14 protein-coding genes are annotated in these 19,185 nt (G+C 46.0%); 7 read left to right on the forward strand and 7 right to left on the reverse strand.

From position 1 onward, the window contains the following. Window positions 1-103 precede the first annotated feature (103 nt). Window positions 104-424 (reverse strand): met regulon transcriptional regulator MetJ, encoded by a 321-nt coding sequence (gene metJ / locus UQW94_RS09015; RefSeq protein WP_005381353.1) that lies wholly within the window; start codon window positions 422-424, stop codon window positions 104-106. 225 nt (window positions 425-649) lie between these two features. Between metJ and UQW94_RS09020 the strand changes: the two genes are divergently transcribed. From UQW94_RS09020 to metF, 3 genes are all read left to right on the forward strand, one after another. Continuing rightward, window positions 650-1,810: an O-succinylhomoserine (thiol)-lyase gene (locus UQW94_RS09020; protein ID WP_262598202.1), complete on the forward strand. Its 1,161-nt coding sequence runs from the start codon at window positions 650-652 to the stop codon at window positions 1,808-1,810. Window positions 1,811-1,825: 15 nt separating this feature from the next. After that, window positions 1,826-4,234, forward strand: a complete 2,409-nt coding sequence (locus tag UQW94_RS09025) for a bifunctional aspartate kinase/homoserine dehydrogenase II (RefSeq protein WP_262598204.1) — start codon at window positions 1,826-1,828, stop codon at window positions 4,232-4,234. A 262-nt stretch (window positions 4,235-4,496) separates the two neighbouring features. Then, window positions 4,497-5,399 carry a methylenetetrahydrofolate reductase gene (metF, locus tag UQW94_RS09030; protein ID WP_005381345.1) on the forward strand — a complete coding sequence of 301 codons (903 nt, stop codon included), beginning with the start codon at window positions 4,497-4,499 and terminating at the stop codon, window positions 5,397-5,399. A gap of 70 nt (window positions 5,400-5,469) precedes the next feature. On the opposite strand, the gene UQW94_RS09035 is transcribed toward metF, so the two are convergent. The 3 genes from UQW94_RS09035 to argE form a co-directional block, all read right to left on the reverse strand. Then, a complete protein-coding gene (locus UQW94_RS09035) occupies window positions 5,470-6,009 on the reverse strand; it encodes a PadR family transcriptional regulator (protein ID WP_005382791.1) in 540 nt (179 codons plus the stop codon). 425 nt (window positions 6,010-6,434) lie between these two features. Then, window positions 6,435-9,068 carry a phosphoenolpyruvate carboxylase gene (gene ppc, locus UQW94_RS09040; RefSeq protein ID WP_005381336.1) on the reverse strand — a complete coding sequence of 878 codons (2,634 nt, stop codon included), beginning with the start codon at window positions 9,066-9,068 and terminating at the stop codon, window positions 6,435-6,437. Window positions 9,069-9,340: 272 nt separating this feature from the next. After that, window positions 9,341-10,477: an acetylornithine deacetylase gene (gene argE, locus UQW94_RS09045; protein ID WP_322142201.1), complete on the reverse strand. Its 1,137-nt coding sequence runs from the start codon at window positions 10,475-10,477 to the stop codon at window positions 9,341-9,343. Window positions 10,478-10,621: 144 nt separating this feature from the next. Here argE and argC point away from each other — a divergent pair, with 144 nt between their 5' ends. From argC to argH, 4 genes are all read left to right on the forward strand, one after another. Continuing rightward, entirely contained in the window at window positions 10,622-11,626 is a 1,005-nt protein-coding gene (gene argC / locus UQW94_RS09050) for an N-acetyl-gamma-glutamyl-phosphate reductase (RefSeq protein ID WP_017633525.1), read from the forward strand. Between the two features lie 21 nt (window positions 11,627-11,647). Then, window positions 11,648-12,439 carry an acetylglutamate kinase gene (argB, locus tag UQW94_RS09055; RefSeq protein ID WP_137282407.1) on the forward strand — a complete coding sequence of 264 codons (792 nt, stop codon included), beginning with the start codon at window positions 11,648-11,650 and terminating at the stop codon, window positions 12,437-12,439. Between the two features lie 84 nt (window positions 12,440-12,523). Further along, complete coding sequence (locus tag UQW94_RS09060; protein WP_017821738.1) at window positions 12,524-13,738, forward strand: argininosuccinate synthase; 1,215 nt, start codon at window positions 12,524-12,526, stop codon at window positions 13,736-13,738. A 242-nt stretch (window positions 13,739-13,980) separates the two neighbouring features. Then, window positions 13,981-15,855 (forward strand): argininosuccinate lyase, encoded by a 1,875-nt coding sequence (gene argH / locus UQW94_RS09065; protein WP_005381331.1) that lies wholly within the window; start codon window positions 13,981-13,983, stop codon window positions 15,853-15,855. 194 nt (window positions 15,856-16,049) lie between these two features. Here argH and UQW94_RS09070 read toward each other — a convergent pair whose 3' ends face one another. The 3 genes from UQW94_RS09070 to UQW94_RS09080 all read right to left on the reverse strand — a co-directional run bounded on the left by UQW94_RS09070 (window position 16,050) and on the right by UQW94_RS09080 (window position 19,096). Continuing rightward, window positions 16,050-16,331, reverse strand: a complete 282-nt coding sequence (locus tag UQW94_RS09070) for a DUF3624 domain-containing protein (protein WP_137282406.1) — start codon at window positions 16,329-16,331, stop codon at window positions 16,050-16,052. Window positions 16,332-16,703: 372 nt separating this feature from the next. After that, window positions 16,704-18,176: a dihydrolipoyl dehydrogenase gene (locus tag UQW94_RS09075; protein ID WP_154204991.1), complete on the reverse strand. Its 1,473-nt coding sequence runs from the start codon at window positions 18,174-18,176 to the stop codon at window positions 16,704-16,706. 191 nt (window positions 18,177-18,367) lie between these two features. Beyond that, entirely contained in the window at window positions 18,368-19,096 is a 729-nt protein-coding gene (locus tag UQW94_RS09080) for a redoxin family protein (protein WP_053350732.1), read from the reverse strand. Between the last annotated feature and the right edge of the window lie 89 nt (window positions 19,097-19,185).

The following is a 19,185-nucleotide window of genomic DNA, read 5'->3' on the forward strand; positions in this document are numbered from 1 at the left end:
CAGATGTGATACACAAAAATGGGACGCTATTGCGTCCCATTTTTTATGTCGTTCATTTGGCTCGAGGCAAGAGTTATTACCTGAAACCTCTTATCAGGCTTTTTTATTCTTCGTCGAATGACTCAAATTCGATGCCCATTTCCGTCATCAGCGCTTTTACTTCTGTTGGAATATCATCAGGACGGTCTTTACGAAGGTCTTCATCTGTCGGAAGTGGCTGACCTGTGTACGCGTGCAAAAATGCCTCGCATAGCAATTCACTATTGGTTGCATGGCGTAAGTTATTGATCTGACGGCGAGTACGCTCATCAGTTAGCACCTTTAAAACTTTTAGCGGGATAGAGACGGTAATTTTTTTTACTTGTTCGCTTTTTTTGCCGTGCTCTGCATATGGGCTAATGTATTCGCCATTCCAGTCAGCCATTGCACACCTTCATTTATGTAATCGGTTAAAAATAATTTAGGTGCTGATTTTAGCTGCATTTACCGCCATAAGCAAAGACATATAGACGTCTAGAAGTGTTGACGTCTCATTTTTTGACGAGTAAAGTGAACATAACAGCAAAGGAAGCGTGTTGATCACTTTATGTTACTCATTAGATATAGCGCATTCCTATTTAGAAGTCATTACCCGTGAAAGGATACACCCATGAGCACTCGCAAACCTGCGACCATTGCAGTACGCACTGGTATTGAATCAGACAGCCAATATCATGCTGTCGTTCCACCTATTTATCTTTCCACTAACTATGGTTTTCCTGCTTTTGGTGAAGTGCCCAAGTATGATTACACACGATCTGGTAATCCAAACCGCGGACTGTTGGAAAGTGCGCTATCTGAACTCGAGTCTGGAAAAGGAGCGGTTGTTACTAACTGCGGTACGTCGGCATTAAATTTATGGGTTTCCGCTTTTCTCGGCCCAGATGATCTCATTATTGCTCCTCACGATTGTTATGGTGGTACCTATCGTCTTTTTAATACCCGAGCTAACAAAGGCGATTTTAAGGTTCAGTTTGTCGATCAATCAGACGAACAGGCTTTAGATGCTGCATTGGCACAAAAACCAAAACTCATTTTGCTAGAAACTCCGTCAAACCCTCTGGTTCGCGTAATGGATATTGCAGCTACTTGTGAAAAAGCGAAACAAGTCGGCGCGTTAGTTGCGGTGGACAATACCTTTTTGACACCCGTGTACCAAAAACCTTTAGAGCTAGGTGCGGATTTTGTTATCCACTCCACAACAAAGTACATCAACGGTCATTCGGACGTAATTGGTGGGGTAATCATCACCAACACAGAAGCGCATGCAGAAGAGCTTGCATGGTGGGGCAATTGTATTGGTGCAACGGGCACACCTTTCGATAGTTACATGACACTGCGAGGTATTCGTACGCTTGGTGCTCGTATGAGAGTACATGAAGAGAGCTCACAGCAGGTACTAGCTTACCTACAGAAACAAGCGTTAGTTAAAACTATCTATCATCCAAGCCTGCCGGAACATCCAGGTCACGACATTGCTAAAAAGCAGCAAACGGGCTTTGGCTCTATGTTGAGTTTTGAGTTTGCTGGTTCGTTTGAGCAGTTAAAGGTGTTTGTGAAAGAGCTCCAACTGTTTTCATTAGCAGAGTCATTAGGTGGTGTAGAAAGTTTGATTTGCCACCCAGCATCCATGACGCACCGTGCAATGGGTGAGGAGGCGCTGGCGGAGGCTGGGGTCTCTCATCAACTATTGCGTTTGTCTGTCGGTTTGGAAGATGCACAAGACCTCATCACAGATTTAGAACAAGCGTTCGCTAAAGCTACCCAGTAATAGGAGACGATAACAATGACTGTACAACGTCAGCTGCATAAGTTTGGTGGCAGTAGCTTAGCAAACCCAGAATGCTACTTACGCGTTGTGGGTATTCTCAAGGAGTATTCGACAGAAAATGATCTGGTGGTCGTCTCTGCTGCAGGAAAAACCACTAACCGCTTGATTGAGTTTTTGGAAGGGTTAAATAAAGATGGCCGAATTGCGCATGAGGCGCTTCAAAGCTTAAGACAGTTTCAAACTGAGCTAATAGAAAGCTTGTTGGAGAGTGAAGCAAAAGAAGAGCTGTTAGCTTTATTACATGATGAGTTCAGTACTCTCTCGGAGCTGACTGCACCACTCACTAATGCGCAAAAAGCCACGGTACTGGGGCACGGAGAAGTATGGTCTGCTCGCCTATTGGCCGCGTTATTATCTCAACGTTCTATCCCTGCGGTTGCACAAGATGCACGAGCGTTTTTACGTGCAGAAGCGGGAACTCAACCAGAGGTTGATCGCGCTCGTTCATACCCTTTAATTAAAGAGATCCTCGCGCAGCATAACCATAAACGTGTGGTAATTACTGGCTTTATGGCTCAGAACGAGGCAGGAGAAACCATTCTACTTGGTCGTAACGGCTCTGACTATTCTGCAACGGTCATAGGCGCGCTTGCTGAAGTCAGTACTGTCACGATTTGGAGTGATGTTGCTGGTGTCTATAGTGCCGATCCACGTTTGGTGTCTGACGCTTGTTTATTACCGTTACTTCGATTGGATGAAGCCAGTGAACTTGCTCGCTTAGCTGCCCCAGTGCTACACAGTCGTACGCTTCAGCCTGTGGCGCAAAGTACCATGGACCTTAATCTCAAGTGTAGCTATCTGCCAGAGTCGGGTTCTACTCGTATTGAGCGTGTATTGGCATCTGGTCGTGGCGCTAAAATTATTACTTCACTGGATGATGTTTTATTGGTGCAGTTGTCTTTCATGCATGGGCACGACTTCGAAAAAACACAGAGTGATGTATTACAAGCGTTACAGCGCGCGCAATTAGAGCCATTGGCATTTGAAGCTCAATCCGATCAGCATACGCTACGCTTGGCTTACACCGCAGAAATCGCCGGTGGTGCATTGAAACACTTGCAAGAGCTTGCGGTAGAGGCAGAAATTAAGCTAAAAGAAGGTTACTCGCTCTTAGCTGCGGTAGGTGCAGGCGTTACGAAAAACGCCAATCATTGCTTTGGCTTTTATCAGAAGCTAAAGCACTCTCCGGTAGAATTTATCTCTGAAACAGACTCAGGGCTGAGCCTAGTCGCTGTTTTGCGCCGTACTGATACCGAGGCGTTGGTTCAAACGATTCATAGCCAGTTGTTCCAAGCGCAAAAACGCGTGGCAGTGGCTTTATGTGGCAAGGGTAATATTGGTTCTAGTTGGTTAAATTTATTTGCGACGCAAAAAAGTGAGCTCGAAAAACGTCATGGTATGAGCTTTGATCTTGTCGCGGTTGTGGATAGCCAAACCTATTGGTTCGATGAGCAAGGTATTGAGGCGGCGAGTGTTGCTGAACGATTTGATGATGAAAGCATAGCCAACAATGGGGATTGGCTGGCACGTTTGGGAGCGCTTAAAAGCTATGATGAAGCCGTCGTGCTTGATGTTACCGCGAGTAAAGAGTTAGCTCAGCGCTACGTAGAAATCGCACAGCAAGGCATTCATTTGATTTCCGCTAACAAAGTGGCCGGTTCCGCAGATAGCCAGTACTATCATCAGGTTCAAGATGCATTCGCTAAAATTGGTCGTCATTGGCTATACAACGCAACGGTTGGTGCTGGGTTACCGATAAACCATACCGTACGAGATCTTCGTGAAAGTGGGGATGAAATCGTCGCTCTATCGGGTATTTTCTCGGGGACGTTATCATGGCTGTTCCAACAGTTTGATGGTTCTGTGCCATTTAATGATTTAGTCGATCTTGCTTGGCAGCAAGGGTTAACCGAACCTGACCCTCGTTCTGATTTAGATGGCTCCGATGTAATGCGTAAGTTAGTCATCTTGGCTCGAGAGTCGGGCCTAGATATAGAACCAGACAGCGTTAAAGTTGAGTCTTTGGTGCCAGAAGAATTAAGAGAACTGAGCTTAGATGATTTCTTCGATAATGGAGCGTTGTTGAGTGAAATACTTCAAGAGCGTCTGACAAAAGCACAGAGAAACGATCAAGTGCTTCGCTATGTGGCGCGTTTAGAAAAAAATGGTAAAGCAACGGTGGGAGTCGAAGCGTTATCTCGTGAGCACGCGCTCGCCAACTTATTGCCATGCGATAACATTTTTGCCATAGAGAGCAAGTGGTACAAAGATAACCCTCTGGTCATTCGAGGACCAGGCGCAGGCAGAGAAGTGACAGCCGGCGCTATTCAATCCGACCTCAACCGATTGGCTGGTTTATTTTAAAGTTGCGATTGACCTAAAAACCCTGGAATTAATCCAGGGTTTTTTATTCCCCTATCAGTGCCATACTGAAGTCATAACCCGTGCAAAATGGCGAGATGATGCTCAAGTAGAAACTTGAACTATCTTCATTATTAACTTGAGAAAAATTCATAATTACAAGGTTGACATTAAATCGTATTCAATACATTCTGTAGACATATAGACGTCTAAACGTCGATTCTAAGGATTTGTTTTCGTGGCGGAGTGCCGCAGGGAGAGTAAGATGGGATATACGCACGCAGGCCATATCGACGCCTTGAACCAGAATATTGCTGAGTTATCAGATAACATCAATGTATCGTTTGAGTTTTTTCCGCCAAGCAGCGCTAAGATGGAAGAAACACTTTGGAATTCAGTGCACCGTCTTAAAACGCTTCAACCTAAATTTGTTTCTGTGACTTACGGTGCGAACTCCGGCGAGCGTGACAGAACACACTCCATCATTAAAGAAATTAAAGCAACAACCGGATTGGTTGCCGCTCCCCATCTCACTTGTATTGATGCGACTCGTGAAGAGCTGATTAATATTGCCGATGATTATTGGAACAATGGTATTGAAAATATCGTCGCTCTGCGTGGTGATATTCCTCCAGGTGGCGGTGCGCCTGATATGTATGCCTCGGATTTGGTTGAGCTGCTGAAATCACGCCACGATTTCGATATCTCCGTTGCTGCATTCCCTGAGGTTCACCCTGAAGCTAAAAGCGCACAGTCTGACTTATTGAACCTAAAACGTAAGGTAGATGCAGGTGCAAACCGTGCTATTACTCAGTTCTTTTTTGACGTTGAGTCTTACCTGCGATTCCGTGACCGTTGTGTAGCGGCAGGAATTGACGTAGAGATTGTGCCAGGAATTTTGCCTGTATCGAACTTTAAGCAAGCTTCTCGCTTTGCGGCACAGAACAATGTGAAAGTACCAGGATGGATGAGTAAACAATTCGATGGCTTGGATGATGATCCGGTGACTCGCCAGCTTGTAGGAGCTAGCCAAGCTATTGATATGGTGCGTGTACTGAGTCGTGAAGGGGTTAAGGATTTTCACTTCTACACACTAAACCGTGCAGAGATGACTTACGCGTTATGCCATACGTTGGGTGTTCGTCCTCGCGCAGTAGTCGGTGCGTAAACCTAGTTTCAAAAAGATAAAAGGCTTGCCAAATGGCAAGCCTTTTTCGTTTTATCAAAGCAAAAGGAGTTTAACCAATCACTTCAAGTTCAGTTAGAACTTCTTCTGCCCAAGTGATCCAAGTTTCACGTAACAGTAGGTTACGGCGAAGCGTTAGACGTTCTAGGCGAGCTTGTTTATCTAAAGTTGACGGCGTTGCGTAGTAAGCCGCTTCAATTTCTTTGTAGTGAGAAACCAGTTTGCGAGACTCTTCAACTAGCTCGGCGAGTTGGTCACGGAATGGAGCCGCTGGTTGAACGGCACATGCCATCAATTTCGCTGAAAACTCATCACGAACTGTTGGGTGTGCAGTTGGTTGATCAAACCACTCTCCTAAAGCGCTGCGACCAGCGTCTGTAATGGAGTAAACCTTGCGGTCTGGTTTGCCTTCTTGGGGTTCTAATACGCAAGTAACCAGTTCTTTCTCAGCCATTTTGTTGAGTTCACGGTACACCTGTTGGTGGCTTGCTTTCCAGAAGTAACCGATGCTAGCAGAGAATTCTTTAGTGATATCGTAACCGGTTGCGTCGCGAGTGCTAAGAACAGTTAAGATTACGTGTGGTAATGACATGTCTTCAATCCAAATGGTCAATAAACTTGTAAACAAGCTACTTATACTTTCAGCTGCGCTCTTACTGGCACTTGAGTTTTTTAATGTATAAGTAGCACCAACAATGTTGGTCCTGTCACCTTAAAGCCGTTTATCACCTAGAGAGATGGGGAGTCCCATCAAGGCTGGAGCAGGTATGATTGGATTTATGAGCTCTCAGCAGGCAAGTAGTATATAAATAATAAGCATGAAGTGGAATAGTAGGACAAAATTACCCTAAAAAACTAACATAATAATCAATAGTGTTAACTTGTGGTTTTTTATTCTTTTATTTTGGTATTTTTTGGGTCTCTAGTGGTATATTTAACTGCCTTTGTTTTGGTGCGATTATCCTGTGATAAAAAAAAGCTGAGCATTTGCCCAGCTTTTTATTAAAAATGAAACGATTAGCCTGTGTTGCGCATACCAGCAGCAATACCAGCAATCGTCACCATCAACGCTTCTTCCAAGTTTGCAGAGGCTTCTTCGGTTTGACGCGTGCGGTATAGCAGCTCTGCTTGTAGCATATTCAATGGCTCAACGTAGATATTGCGTAAGCGAATCGACTCGAGTCCCCAAGGGTCATGCTGCATCAAGTTTTCATTGTTCTCTACATTCAGTACCGCTTTGATGTCTTCTTGAAGCTGAGCACGAAGTTTTTCACCGAGTGGACGGAGCGACTCATCCACCAATCGCTCATCGTAGTAGCGAGAGATATCAATATTACACTTCGAGTACACCATCTCTAGCATGCCGAGACGAGTAGAGAAAAACGGCCATTCGCGGCACATCTCTTCGAGCAATGCTTGGTGGCCTTTATCGATCGAGTATTGAATCGCTTCACCTGCGCCTAGCCATGCAGGAAGTACCAAACGGTTTTGACTCCATGAGAAGATCCACGGGATTGCACGTAAGCTTTCTACTCCGCCCTTAGGGTTGCGTTTTGCAGGACGAGAACCAAGTGGCAACTTGCCGAGTTCGAGTTCTGGTGTTGCTTGGCGGAAGTAAGGCACGAAATCTGGCTCGCCACGAACCACATTTCGGTAAGACTCACAGCTTACTTCTGATAGCACTTCCATCAAGTCGCGCCATTCTTGTTTTGGCTCTGGTGGCGGTAACAAGTTGGCTTCCAGAATCGCACTTGCGTATAGGTTAAAGCTGTTTACTGCGACATCTGGGAGTCCCAGTTTAAAGCGGATCATCTCGCCTTGCTCTGTTACACGTAAACCGCCTTTCAAGCTTTTTGGTGGTTGCGACAAAAGCGCAGCATGCGCAGGTGCGCCACCGCGACCGACTGTGCCCCCACGACCATGGAATAAAGTTAGCTCAACGCCTTCTTCTTCAGCTACTTTAACTAACGATTCCATCGCATGATACTGAGCCCAACCTGCAGACATAACACCTGCATCTTTCGCTGAGTCAGAGTAACCAATCATGACCATCTGGTGGTTTTGGATAAAACCACGGTAAAGGTCAATCCCCATAAGCTGCTTGATGACCGATTCTGCGTTGTTCAAATCGTCTAGCGTTTCGAACAGAGGACACACATCCATGCGGTAAGGGCAACCAGCTTCTTGTAGCAGTAGATGAACGGCTAGTACGTCAGAGGCGGTACGTGCCATTGAAATAACGTAAGCGCCAAACGCTTCACGCGGTTGTGCTGCAACAATCTTACAGGTATCCAAAACCTCTTTGACGGGTTCAGACGGTTCCCAATCACGAGGGAGAAGCGGACGTTTAGATGCCAGCTCGTTAGTTAGAAAAGCAATCTTATCTTGCTCACTCCATTGTTCGTAATCACCAATACCTAAGTAGCGAGTCAGTTCAGACAAGACGTCTGAGTGACGCGTGCTCTCCTGGCGGATATCAAGACGTACAAGATGGATACCAAATGCTTTTACGCGGCGTAGTGTATCCAGTAGTGAGCCGTTGGCTATTACACCCATGCCACATTCGTTTAGTGACTGGTAGCAGGCATACAGCGGTTCCCAAAGTTGCTCGACTTTTTGCAGTGGGGCTTTAACGGCCAGTTTTTGACCGTGGATCTTAGCATCGAGAATATCTTTGGTTTCATTGAGCAGAGTGCGTAATTGCTTCAGGATCGCACGGTATGGTTCGTGCTGATCTTCGCCAGCAAGTTCACGGACTTGATCGTTTGAAACTGTCATAGACAGCTCGCTGATCAACTCGTTGATGTCATTGAGATAAAGATCGGCGGCTTTCCAACGAGACAATAGTAAGACTTCACGCGTAACGTTGTGAGTAACAAACGGGTTACCGTCACGGTCACCGCCCATCCAAGAGGAGAAGTGCACTGGGCGAGCATCAATGGGTAAACCTTCTCCAAGGTAAGATTTTAGACGGTCATTCATCTCACGTAGGAAGTCCGGTACTGCTTCCCATAGCGAGTTTTCAACGACCGCAAAGCCCCACTTTGCTTCATCCAACGGAGTTGGGCGTTGTTGTCGAATCACGTCTGAATGCCAGCCTTGGGCAATCAGTTGCTCTAGGCGGCGTTCGGTTTTTCTGCGCTCTTTAGAAGAAAGATCGCTTAGCTCCAACTTTGATAAGCACTCGTTTATCTTGACCAGTTTGTTGATCATCGTGCGGCGCGTAATTTCTGTTGGGTGAGCCGTCAATACCAATTCAATATTTAGATCACGAACCGCTTGGGCAGTGTCCAGTTTGCTCACATCGTTTTGTACCAGTTTAGAAAACAGCGAGTTAATCGCGTCTGGTTCGCAAATGTGCTCTTCACAATGGCGTGAAATCGTGTGGTATTGCTCAGCGATATTGGTGAGGTTTAGAAATTGGTTAAACGCGCGAGTAACGGGCGTTAGCTGCTCATCAGGTAGATGTTTGATTTCTTCGATCAAGCTGTCCCTGTCTGCTTGATTCCCTGCTTGAGCTGATTTGGATAATTTACGAATGGTTTCCACTTTCTCGAAGATTTCTTCGCCATGGGCATCGCGAATGGTGTTACCCAATAAGTGGCCTAACATGCGCACATTACTTTTGAGTGCGGCGTATTTCTCGTTCATTGTCGTCCTGCCTCGTAAAAAAACTACATCCATTGTCCTTGTTAAGACTCCAATCTAGCGAAAAGCACCAGTTATAGTCAAATAAAGCAGACTAAGTTTGCAATTATTCCGCTGTCTCCTGATTTAGAGCAAATTTACGGCAGCCATAGAGTAAGAAGTGAAAATTAATTACAAAATAACAAGTTAAATAAGTGTTAAGACTAGCGCTAAATTGTGAAGATAAAAAGATGCAGCTCAATCGAGCTGCACAGACTTTCGAGCTTAAACGCGTATTAACAGCAGTACTTGACCATCGCCTTTGAAAGCACATCAATTGTGGGGTCGATAAAGTCGAAGGATAGAAACTCATCCGGTTGATGGGCTTGGTCGATTGACCCAGGGCCGAGCACCAAGGTTGGACACAACTGCTGTAGAAATGGTGCTTCAGTACAGTAGTTCACGGTTTCTGAACTAGTTTGGCAAATCTCTTCAACACCACCAATAAATGGGTGGTCATGTTGGCATTCGTAACCCGGAATAGGCTCATGCAATGGAATAATCTCCAGTCTCCCTGGCCATTTCGCTTCGACTTCTTTTAATGCTCCGCGCAACATGTTCTCTAAACCATCAAGGCTAATGCCAGGAAGAGGACGCACGTCGTAATGCAGTTCGCAGCAACCACAAATACGGTTAGCGCTGTCACCACCGTGAATGTGTCCAAGGTTTAGGGTAGGGCTTGGAATGGCAAAACCCGGATGGTGATATTCTTTACTCAATTTGTCACGCAGTTGCATCATGGCGAACATGACTTCATGCATGATCTCAATAGCGTTAACGCCAAGCGCTGGGTCCGATGAATGACCGGACTTGCCTGTTACGCGAATGGCATTTGCCACATGCCCTTTATGACCTCGAATTGGCACAAGGCTGGTGGGTTCACCAATGATGCAGTAATCCGGCTTAAATGGGGCGTTTGCTGTGAAATGTCGCGCGCCCAACATGGTGGTCTCTTCGTCACAAGTGGCTAATACGTAAAGTGGTTTGCTCTGCTTGCTCCAATCGACTTTCTTCACTGCTTCATAAATAAAGGCGAAAAAGCCTTTCATGTCTGCTGTGCCTAAACCGTAGAAGCGGTTGTCTTTTTCCGTCAGTTTATGCGGATCAAAATTCCATCGCCCTTGATCGAATGGCACGGTATCACTATGGCCAGCAAGTAAAAGGCCACCTTCTCCCTCTCCCATACGTGCGATCATATTGTGCTTGCCTGGCTCGACTTCGATCACTTCAACGCTAAAACCCAGATCTTTAAACCAAGATGCGAGTTTTTCGATGACTTTTGCATTGCCCTGATCCCAGCTCGGATCCGTGGAGCTGATAGAAGAGGTGCTGATGAGTCCTTCATAGACCTCTAGAAAAGTTGGTAATTGCATGGATTCTTCAAATCTCCTGTTGACAGACAGACCACAAAAATGTAAAACACATATTAAATCATATTTAATGAATAAAAAATCAAAATAAAGCAAAAATTAAATATGAATAGTCATTTGAGCCTTTAAGTATATGGATGTTACACAATGCTAAAAACCACGATTATTGGAGCCAGCGGTTACACCGGCGCAGAGTTAGCGTTAATGGTTAATAAACACCCACAACTCACGCTATCAGGTTTATACGTTTCCGCCAACAGTGTTGATGCGGGAAAGAGCATCGCGCAGCTGCACGGTAAGCTAGCGGGCATCATTGATATGCCAGTTTTACCACTAACGGATCCACTGCAAATCGCTCAAGAATCGGACGTGGTGTTTTTGGCAACGGCTCACGAAGTCAGCCATGATTTAGCCCCGACTTTCTTGGAGGCAGGCTGTCAGGTATTCGATTTATCGGGTGCATTCCGTGTGAAAAGTGAAGGCTTTTACGACACTTTTTATGGCTTCGCACATCAACATAACAACTGGCTAGATAAAGCAGCATACGGCTTAGCAGAGTGGAACCAAGAATCAATAAAAACCACTCCTTTGATTGCAGTAGCAGGTTGCTACCCAACCGCTTCACAGCTTGCAATCAAACCTTTATTAGAACATGCGTTGCTTGATACCAACCAATGGCCAGTGATCAACGCAACCAGTGGTGTATCAGGTGCAGGGCGTAAAGCCTCCATGGTTAACAGCTTCTGTGAAGTGAGCTTGCAACCCTATGGTGTATTTAACCATCGTCACCAGCCAGAGATTGCTCAGCACTTGGGTTGCGATGTGATTTTTACTCCGCACCTCGGCAACTTTAAACGCGGCATTCTTGCCACTATCACCATGAAGCTTGCGCAAGGTGTGACAGAAGCACAAGTGGCACAGGCGTTTGAACAAGCTTATCAAGGCAAGCCTGCGGTGCGTCTTAAAGGCGACGGTATTCCACGTATTCAGGATGTCGAAAATACCCCTTTCTGTGATATCGGCTGGAAGGTACAAGGCGAACACATCATTGTGATTTCAGCTATCGACAACCTACTTAAAGGTGCATCGAGTCAAGCGATGCAATGTCTCAATATTCATTACGGTTACCCAGAACTGACAGCGTTGCTGTAGTCGTTGAAAGAGGGAAATGCGATGACGCAAACCAATCAAGCTCCTTTAGTCATTAAGCTAGGTGGTGCAGCTCTATCATGCACTCAAACCTTAAGCCAACTTTTTGGTGCCATTGCGGCTTACCAAAAATCGGCACAGCGACAAATCGCCATCGTTCATGGCGGTGGCTACCTAGTTGATGAGTTGATGGCAAAGCTTCAGCTTGAAACCGTAAAGAAAAACGGTTTACGCGTAACGCCTTACGAGCAAATTCCTGTGATTGCAGGCGCGCTTGCAGGCACTGCGAATAAGTTACTTCAAGGTCAAGCGATTGCGGACGGTCTTAACGCTGTGGGCCTTAGCCTTGCGGATGGTGGTTTGTGTCTTGTTGAAGAACTTGACCCAGAACTCGGCGCGGTAGGCAAAGCATCACCGGGTGACTCAGCACTATTACAAGCGGTGCTAAACACAGGTGCACTGCCGATCATCAGTTCAATTGGTTTAACCAAAGATGGCCAGATGATGAATGTGAATGCTGATCAAGCAGCAGTCGCGGTTGCGGGCGCATTAGATGCGGAGTTAGTCCTGTTATCAGACGTGAGTGGTGTACTAGATGGAAAAGGCCATTTGATCAAAACCCTGTCAGAGCAGCAAGCTAACTCGTTGATCGATGGACATGTGATCACCGATGGCATGATCGTCAAAGTTAAAGCCGCTTTGGAGGCCGCCAATGATCTTGGCCGTCCAATTGAAGTCGCGACCTGGCGTTACCCAGAAAAATTAGCACAGTTATTCGCTGGTGAAAGTATTGGTACTCAATTCTTGCCTCAATAAGCATCAGCAAAAGAATTTAATATTAGGAAGTCGTAGTTGGCACTGACCGCCGAGCGCAGCGCCAGTTAAGTTTGGAGAAAAAACATGAGCAAAGTGAACGTAAATAAAGTGGTAGTCGCATACTCAGGCGGTCTAGATACTTCAGTAATTATCCCGTGGCTAAAAGAGAACTACGACTGTGAAGTAGTGGCTTTCGTTGCCGATGTTGGTCAAGGTGCCGAAGAGCTAGAAGGCATTGAAGCGAAAGCAAAAGCCTCCGGTGCTTCTGAATGCTACATCGCTGACCTGAAAGAAGAAATGGTCGCAGACTACATTTACCCAACGCTAAAAACCGGCGCGTACTACGAAGGTAAGTACCTGCTAGGTACATCAATGGCGCGTCCAATCATTGCTAAAGCGCAGGTTGAAGTGGCACGTAAAGTGGGCGCGGATGCACTGTGTCATGGCTGTACAGGTAAAGGTAACGACCAAGTGCGTTTCGAAGGTGCATTCGCAGCACTAGCACCGGACTTACAAGTGATTGCACCTTGGCGTGAGTGGGACCTAGTGAGCCGTGAAGAGTGTTTGGATTACCTCGCTGAGCGTAACATTCCTTGCTCTGCGTCTCTTACTAAGATCTATTCACGTGATGCAAACGCATGGCACATTTCGACGGAAGGCGGCGTTTTAGAAGATACGTGGAACGCACCAAACGAAGACTGCTGGGTGTGGACTGTCGACCCAGAGCAAGCGCCAAATGAAGCGGAATACGTCACGCTGAAAGTAGAAAAAGGTGAAGTGGTCGAAGTTGATGGTGAAGCGATGACACCATACAACGCACTGGTTTACCTAAACGAGAAGGGCGCTAAGCACGGTGTTGGCCGTATCGATATCGTGGAAAACCGTCTTGTTGGAATGAAGTCTCGTGGTTGCTATGAAACACCGGGAGGCACCATCATGATGGAAGCGCTGCGCGCTGTAGAGCAGCTTGTGCTAGACAAATCATCATTCGAGTTCCGTGAGGAGCTAGGTCTAAAAGCGTCTCACCTTGTATACGATGGCCGTTGGTTTACGCCACTATGTAAATCGATCCTTGCTGCTTCAGAAGAGCTAGCGCAAGACGTTAACGGTGAAGTGGTTGTTAAGCTTTACAAAGGTCAAGCGACAGTCACGCAAAAACGTTCTGACAACAGCTTGTATTCAGAAGAGTTCGCGACTTTTGGTGAAGATGAAGTTTACGACCAAAGCCATGCAGGTGGGTTCATCCGTCTTTACTCGCTATCAAGCCGTATTCGTGCATTGAACAGCCAGAAGAAATAATCCCTTAACATCCATCTTGGATTGAATAAAGACCCGCCATTTATAGGCGGGTCTTTTGGTTTCTAAAAGCGGGTACCTAAATTTGGCTTGAATATATATGTAAAAATATTGAATTTATACTTTATTTTTTGTCGAAATTGCCGTAACGTTGACCCATAAGAAAAAGTGAGCAAATGACCATCAAATTGGTTACTACTCATTCGAGAACGTTAGAGTAAGCAATAGTCATCAGGAGAGACGCAATGGCATTATGGGGCGGAAGATTTACCCAAGCGGCAGACACCAGATTTAAAGAGTTCAATGATTCGTTGCGTTTTGACTACCGATTGGCTGAGCAAGACATCGTAGGTTCAATCGCATGGTCTAAAGCTCTGCTTTCTGTTGATGTGCTATCGGCAGAAGAACAGCAAAAACTGGAACTTGCTTTAAATGAGCTGAAGTTAGAAGTGATGGAAGACCCTCACCAAATTCTTCGCTCTGATGCAGAAGATATCCACTCTTGGGTTGAACAGCAGCTAATCAGTAAAGTGGGAGATTTAGGTAAAAAACTCCACACTGGGCGTTCTCGGAATGACCAAGTCGCCACAGACTTGAAACTTTGGTGTCGTCAGCAAGGTCAGCAATTATTGATTGCTTTAGATCGCCTACAAGCACAAATGGTCCATGTTGCTAAACAGCACCAAGGCACCGTATTGCCAGGCTATACTCATCTTCAGCGTGCTCAACCTGTAACCTTTGCTCACTGGTGCTTGGCTTATGTTGAAATGTTCGAGCGTGACTACTCTCGTCTGAATGATGCCTTACAGCGTCTCGACACTTGTCCACTTGGCTCGGGTGCTTTAGCGGGAACGGCTTATCCGATTGATCGCGAACAATTAGCACATAATCTCGGTTTCCACCGTGCTACGCGTAATTCACTCGATTCGGTTTCAGATCGTGATCATGTGATGGAACTGATGTCGGTGGCGTCGATTTCTATGCTGCACCTTTCTCGTCTTGCAGAAGATATGATCTTCTACAATTCAGGCGAGTCAAACTTCATTGAGTTAGCGGATACGGTGACATCTGGTTCGTCATTAATGCCACAGAAGAAAAACCCAGATGCACTTGAGTTGATCCGTGGTAAGACAGGGCGTGTCTATGGCGCATTATCGAGCATGATGATGACAGTTAAAGCCTTGCCATTGGCGTACAACAAAGACATGCAGGAAGATAAAGAAGGGTTGTTTGACGCTTTAGATACATGGAACGACTGCATGGAAATGGCAGCTCTGTGTTTTGACGGTATTAAAGTGAATGGCGAGCGCACACTAGAAGCGGCGAAACAAGGTTACGCAAACTCGACGGAGTTAGCTGATTACCTAGTGGCGAAAGGCATCCCATTCCGTGAAGCTCACCACATCGTCGGTGTCGCGGTCGTTGGTGCTATTGCTAAAGGTTGTGCGCTAGAAGAGCTGTCTATCGAAGAGTTAAAAGCCTTCTCAGAAGTCATTGAAGCGGATGTGTATGACATTCTGACTATCGACTCGTGTTTGGAAAAGCGTTGTGCTTTGGGTGGTGTTTCGCCTCACCAGGTCGCTTACGCGGTAGAACAAGCGGATAAGCGCCTGAGCCAGCGTGACAGCTCGGCGGTGAAAGTGCGTCCTGCACGTTTGACGGACATTGAAACGTTGGAAGGTATGGTTGCTTACTGGGCGAACCTTGGTGAGAATCTTCCGCGCTCTCGTAATGAGCTCGTGAGAGATATTGGCTCTTTCGCGGTGGCTGAGCATCATGGTGAAGTGACGGGTTGCGCTTCTCTATATGTGTATGACTCAGGGTTGGCTGAAATACGCTCTCTTGGTATCGAAGCGGGCTGGCAAGGCCAAGGGCAGGGCAGTGCGATTGTGAACTATTTGGTTGAGAAAGCGCGCCAGATGGCGATCAAGAAAGTCTTTGTTCTAACGCGAACGCCTGAGTTCTTTATGAAGCAAAGCTTTTTACCGACATCGAAGTCATTACTGCCGGAGAAAGTTCTGAAAGATTGCGATCAGTGCCCACGTCAACATGCATGTGATGAGGTAGCGCTTGAGATCAATTTAATGGAGCAAGTGATCCAAAAAACGCATGTGGCATGAACTGAAGTTGTGGAGTGATTTTATTAGCATTCAATGACATAGTCATTTTCCTGTTTACTTACATCAGTATTCGCTAAAAAAATCGAAAAAATTTGGAACCTTTGAGAGGAAGCCCGGTCTATTAAAGTACCACTGCTTTTTCTTAGAAGAATCTAAGAGAGCCCCAGAACTGACATTGGTTTTGGGGCTTTTTTCTATCTGTCACTTTTCTCTTTTTTATTCGCCTTTTTTTGTCCCTTTCGACGTTGCCAAGGCAAGATGACAAAACGCATCCATAAGTGTAGAAACAACAAAACGTTGAAAGCGAAGCCGGCAAAGATCAAAGCGATCGACTCGATGCTTTGTGGTTCATCTTTGAGCGTAAACCACCACACAATCCAACACAGTACAGAAAGTACCGTCAATTGATCCAAGCATCGTTGGCAACGTCCAAGTTTTTTCCAAAACCAATGTTCCTCGCAGCGGCGACAAGTCATAGTGTTTTCCAAACCATTAGTGTTGCTTCAGATTATATATCTAACTAAATGGTGGAAAGCGTTTCTTACACGGGCTTAGAGCGCCATGACACAACCAAAAATGGAAAGTTAGCTTTGTAAAAGCTTTGTGGCACGTAATTGATGTATGGTGCGCTGTCAGTCTTTAACAGGAAATATAATGATGTCGACAGAGTTGAAACTTGCGCTGAGTATCGCTGGTGGGTTCTTTATGATCGGTGTTGTCGCGATTTGTATGGTCAGCCGCTATGCAATGATGGCAGCGTAAGAGAGATTTCATTGCGCCGAAGTAGTAAAGCAAAGCCTCGTTGATGACGAGGCTTTGCTTTATATTTAGATAGAAGCCTGAAAGCGTTAGCAGCCAGGGCCGCAGTCAAGACAATGTTTCACCATTTCTGGCCCTAAGTGTAGTTTTGCATTCAAATCACGTAGAGCGGTGCGGACGCCTTCTTCAATCACTGGGTGATAGAAGGGCATATCTAACATCTCAGAAATCGTCATCCTATTTTGGTGCGCCCATGCTAAAAGGTGAGCAAGATGCTCTGCATTCGGGCCCATCATTTCTGCACCTAAAAAACGTCCAGTGCCTTGCTCTCCGTAGACATGCAGAATGCCTTTATTACGAAGCATGACGCGCGAACGTCCTTGATTTTCAAACGAGACTTCACCGGTTGCGAAACATCCACATGTGCCTAGACGTGTTTCTAGTTGTTTATATGTTTCGCCAACCATAGCAATTTGAGGGTCGGAGAACACGGCTGAAATTGGTGAGCGACGCAGACCCGCACGAATATCTGGGAAACGGCCTGCGTTGTCTCCAGCAATACGGCCTTGGTCAGCGGCTTCGTGCAGCAGTGGAATTTGGTTACTTGCATCACCTGCGATGAAGATGCTCTCTACCGAAGTTTGCAATGTATAGTGATCCGCCGTTGGTACGCCACGTTCATCGAGCGCCACATTGGTGTTCTCGATCGCCAGCTTATCGACGTTTGGACGACGACCCGTTGCGGCCAATACGTAATCGACAACGAAAGTTTCTAATTCGCCATCATGGTTGATGAATTGGATTTCGACCTTGTCTTCGCCGTCATTGTCTGACGAAGCAATGCGTTTCATGCTTTCGACTTTTACATCTGCATCAAGGTAGAACTCTTCCTTAAAGGCTTTATCTGCATACGCCATCACCTCTGGGTCTGTCAGTGGGCCCACTTGTCCTCCAAGGCCAAAGAGCTTCACGTTCACTCCTAGGCGGTGTAAAGCCTGACCCAATTCAAGGCCGATGACTCCTGGGCCAAATACTGCCACGGACTCTGGTAAGTCATCCCAGTCAAATACATCATCGTTAATCACTAGGCGATCACCCAGTTCATTCCAAGCTGCCGGATATGTCGGACGAGATCCTGTCGCAATAACAATGCGCTGTGCGGTGACCTGAGTATGATCATCTATGATGAGAGTGTGGTCATCGGCAAACTTCGCGTAGCCCGATAGTTTGTCTTCAGCGGGAATATCATCGACACTTTCAAGCACAAAGCCAACAAAACGATCGCGTTCGCGCTTTACACGATCCATAACTTCTCGTCCGTTAATTAGTACTTCACCTTGCGGGTGTATCCCAAATCCAGGTGCTTTTTCGATTTGATGAACACTTTCTGCTGCCGCAATTAACAGCTTAGACGGCATGCATCCGACACGAGCACAGGTTGTTCCGTAGGGACCGCCCTCAATCATTACCACGCTGTTGGTATGAGCTTTTGCTGCTCGATAAGCACCAAGACCAGCCGTCCCGCCACCAATAATCGCTACGTCGACATTAACTTGTTTCATCGTGAACTCTCGCTTTTGTTTTAAGCCAAGCTAGCTACATTGAGCTTGGAGAGTGAATTGGATAGTTGAATCTGGATAAGTAGTCACCTTATTGGCAGATAACTACTTATCTAGACTAGTAGAAGAAGTGGTTTAGGGTTGGCCTCCGAGCCAAAAGGCACCGGAGACCGAGGGTGTAGGCTATGGACAGCTTAGCCTAGATACGCTTCTAGCTCTTCGCTACCGCCGATGTGCTTGCCACCGATAAAAACTTGTGGAACAGTCGTGCGACCAGATATAGCTCGTAGACTAACTGTTGTTGCGTCTTTACCCAGAATCACTTCTTCATATTGAAGACCGTGGTCAATCAGATTTTGTTTCGCTTTCATACAGAAAGGGCAGCCTGGTTTAGTGAACACCGTGATGGATTCTTGCGTTTTGTAGTCAGGCGCTATGTAGTTCAGCATCGTATCTGCGTCTGACACCTTGAATGGGTCGCCTGGTTCGTTTGGCTCAATGAACATTTTTTCCACTACGCCATCTTTTACTAGCATGCTGTAACGCCATGAACGTTTGCCAAAGCCGATGTCGTTTTTATCCACTAACATACCCATGCCATCGGTGAATTCACCATTACCATCCGGGATGAAGGTAATGTTTTCTGCTTCTTGGTCTTGTTTCCATGCATTCATCACGAACGTATCATTGACCGAGACACAAATAATCTCATCCACTCCGTGCTCTTTAAATACAGGGAACAATTCGTTGTAACGAGGTAGATGGCTTGATGAACATGTTGGAGTAAATGCACCCGGTAAGCTAAATACGATAACGGTCTTACCTTTAAATAGCTCATCGGTCGTTACATTCACCCAAGCGTCACCTTGACGAACTGGAAAAGTAACTTGAGGGACTTGTTGACCTTCTTTAGATACAAACATAATGATTTCCTTTAACTATTTTAAATTATGCGTATAGAGCTTAGCGTTTTTCGTCGCTCTGTTTCGTTTTGTTGAGCCCATTATTGTAA

The sequence above is a fragment of the Vibrio sp. PBL-C16 genome (assembly GCF_034321865.1).
Lineage (GTDB): Bacteria > Pseudomonadota > Gammaproteobacteria > Enterobacterales > Vibrionaceae > Vibrio > Vibrio alginolyticus.

Bases quoted from the DNA above. Each gene is read 5' to 3' on its own strand.
- UQW94_RS09070 (WP_137282406.1), bottom strand. From the start codon at position 16,331: ATGACTTGTCGCCGCTGCGAGGAACATTGGTTTTGGAAAAAACTTGGA.
- metF (WP_005381345.1), top strand. From the start codon at position 4,497: ATGGGATATACGCACGCAGGCCATATCGACGCCTTGAACCAGAATATT.
- ppc (WP_005381336.1), bottom strand. From the start codon at position 9,068: ATGAACGAGAAATACGCCGCACTCAAAAGTAATGTGCGCATGTTAGGC.
- UQW94_RS09035 (WP_005382791.1), bottom strand. From the start codon at position 6,009: ATGTCATTACCACACGTAATCTTAACTGTTCTTAGCACTCGCGACGCA.
- argE (WP_322142201.1), bottom strand. From the start codon at position 10,477: ATGCAATTACCAACTTTTCTAGAGGTCTATGAAGGACTCATCAGCACC.
- UQW94_RS09060 (WP_017821738.1), top strand. From the start codon at position 12,524: ATGAGCAAAGTGAACGTAAATAAAGTGGTAGTCGCATACTCAGGCGGT.
- UQW94_RS09080 (WP_053350732.1), bottom strand. From the start codon at position 19,096: ATGTTTGTATCTAAAGAAGGTCAACAAGTCCCTCAAGTTACTTTTCCA.
- metJ (WP_005381353.1), bottom strand. From the start codon at position 424: ATGGCTGACTGGAATGGCGAATACATTAGCCCATATGCAGAGCACGGC.
- argB (WP_137282407.1), top strand. From the start codon at position 11,648: ATGACGCAAACCAATCAAGCTCCTTTAGTCATTAAGCTAGGTGGTGCA.
- UQW94_RS09075 (WP_154204991.1), bottom strand. From the start codon at position 18,176: ATGAAACAAGTTAATGTCGACGTAGCGATTATTGGTGGCGGGACGGCT.
- argH (WP_005381331.1), top strand. From the start codon at position 13,981: ATGGCATTATGGGGCGGAAGATTTACCCAAGCGGCAGACACCAGATTT.
- UQW94_RS09020 (WP_262598202.1), top strand. From the start codon at position 650: ATGAGCACTCGCAAACCTGCGACCATTGCAGTACGCACTGGTATTGAA.
- argC (WP_017633525.1), top strand. From the start codon at position 10,622: ATGCTAAAAACCACGATTATTGGAGCCAGCGGTTACACCGGCGCAGAG.
- UQW94_RS09025 (WP_262598204.1), top strand. From the start codon at position 1,826: ATGACTGTACAACGTCAGCTGCATAAGTTTGGTGGCAGTAGCTTAGCA.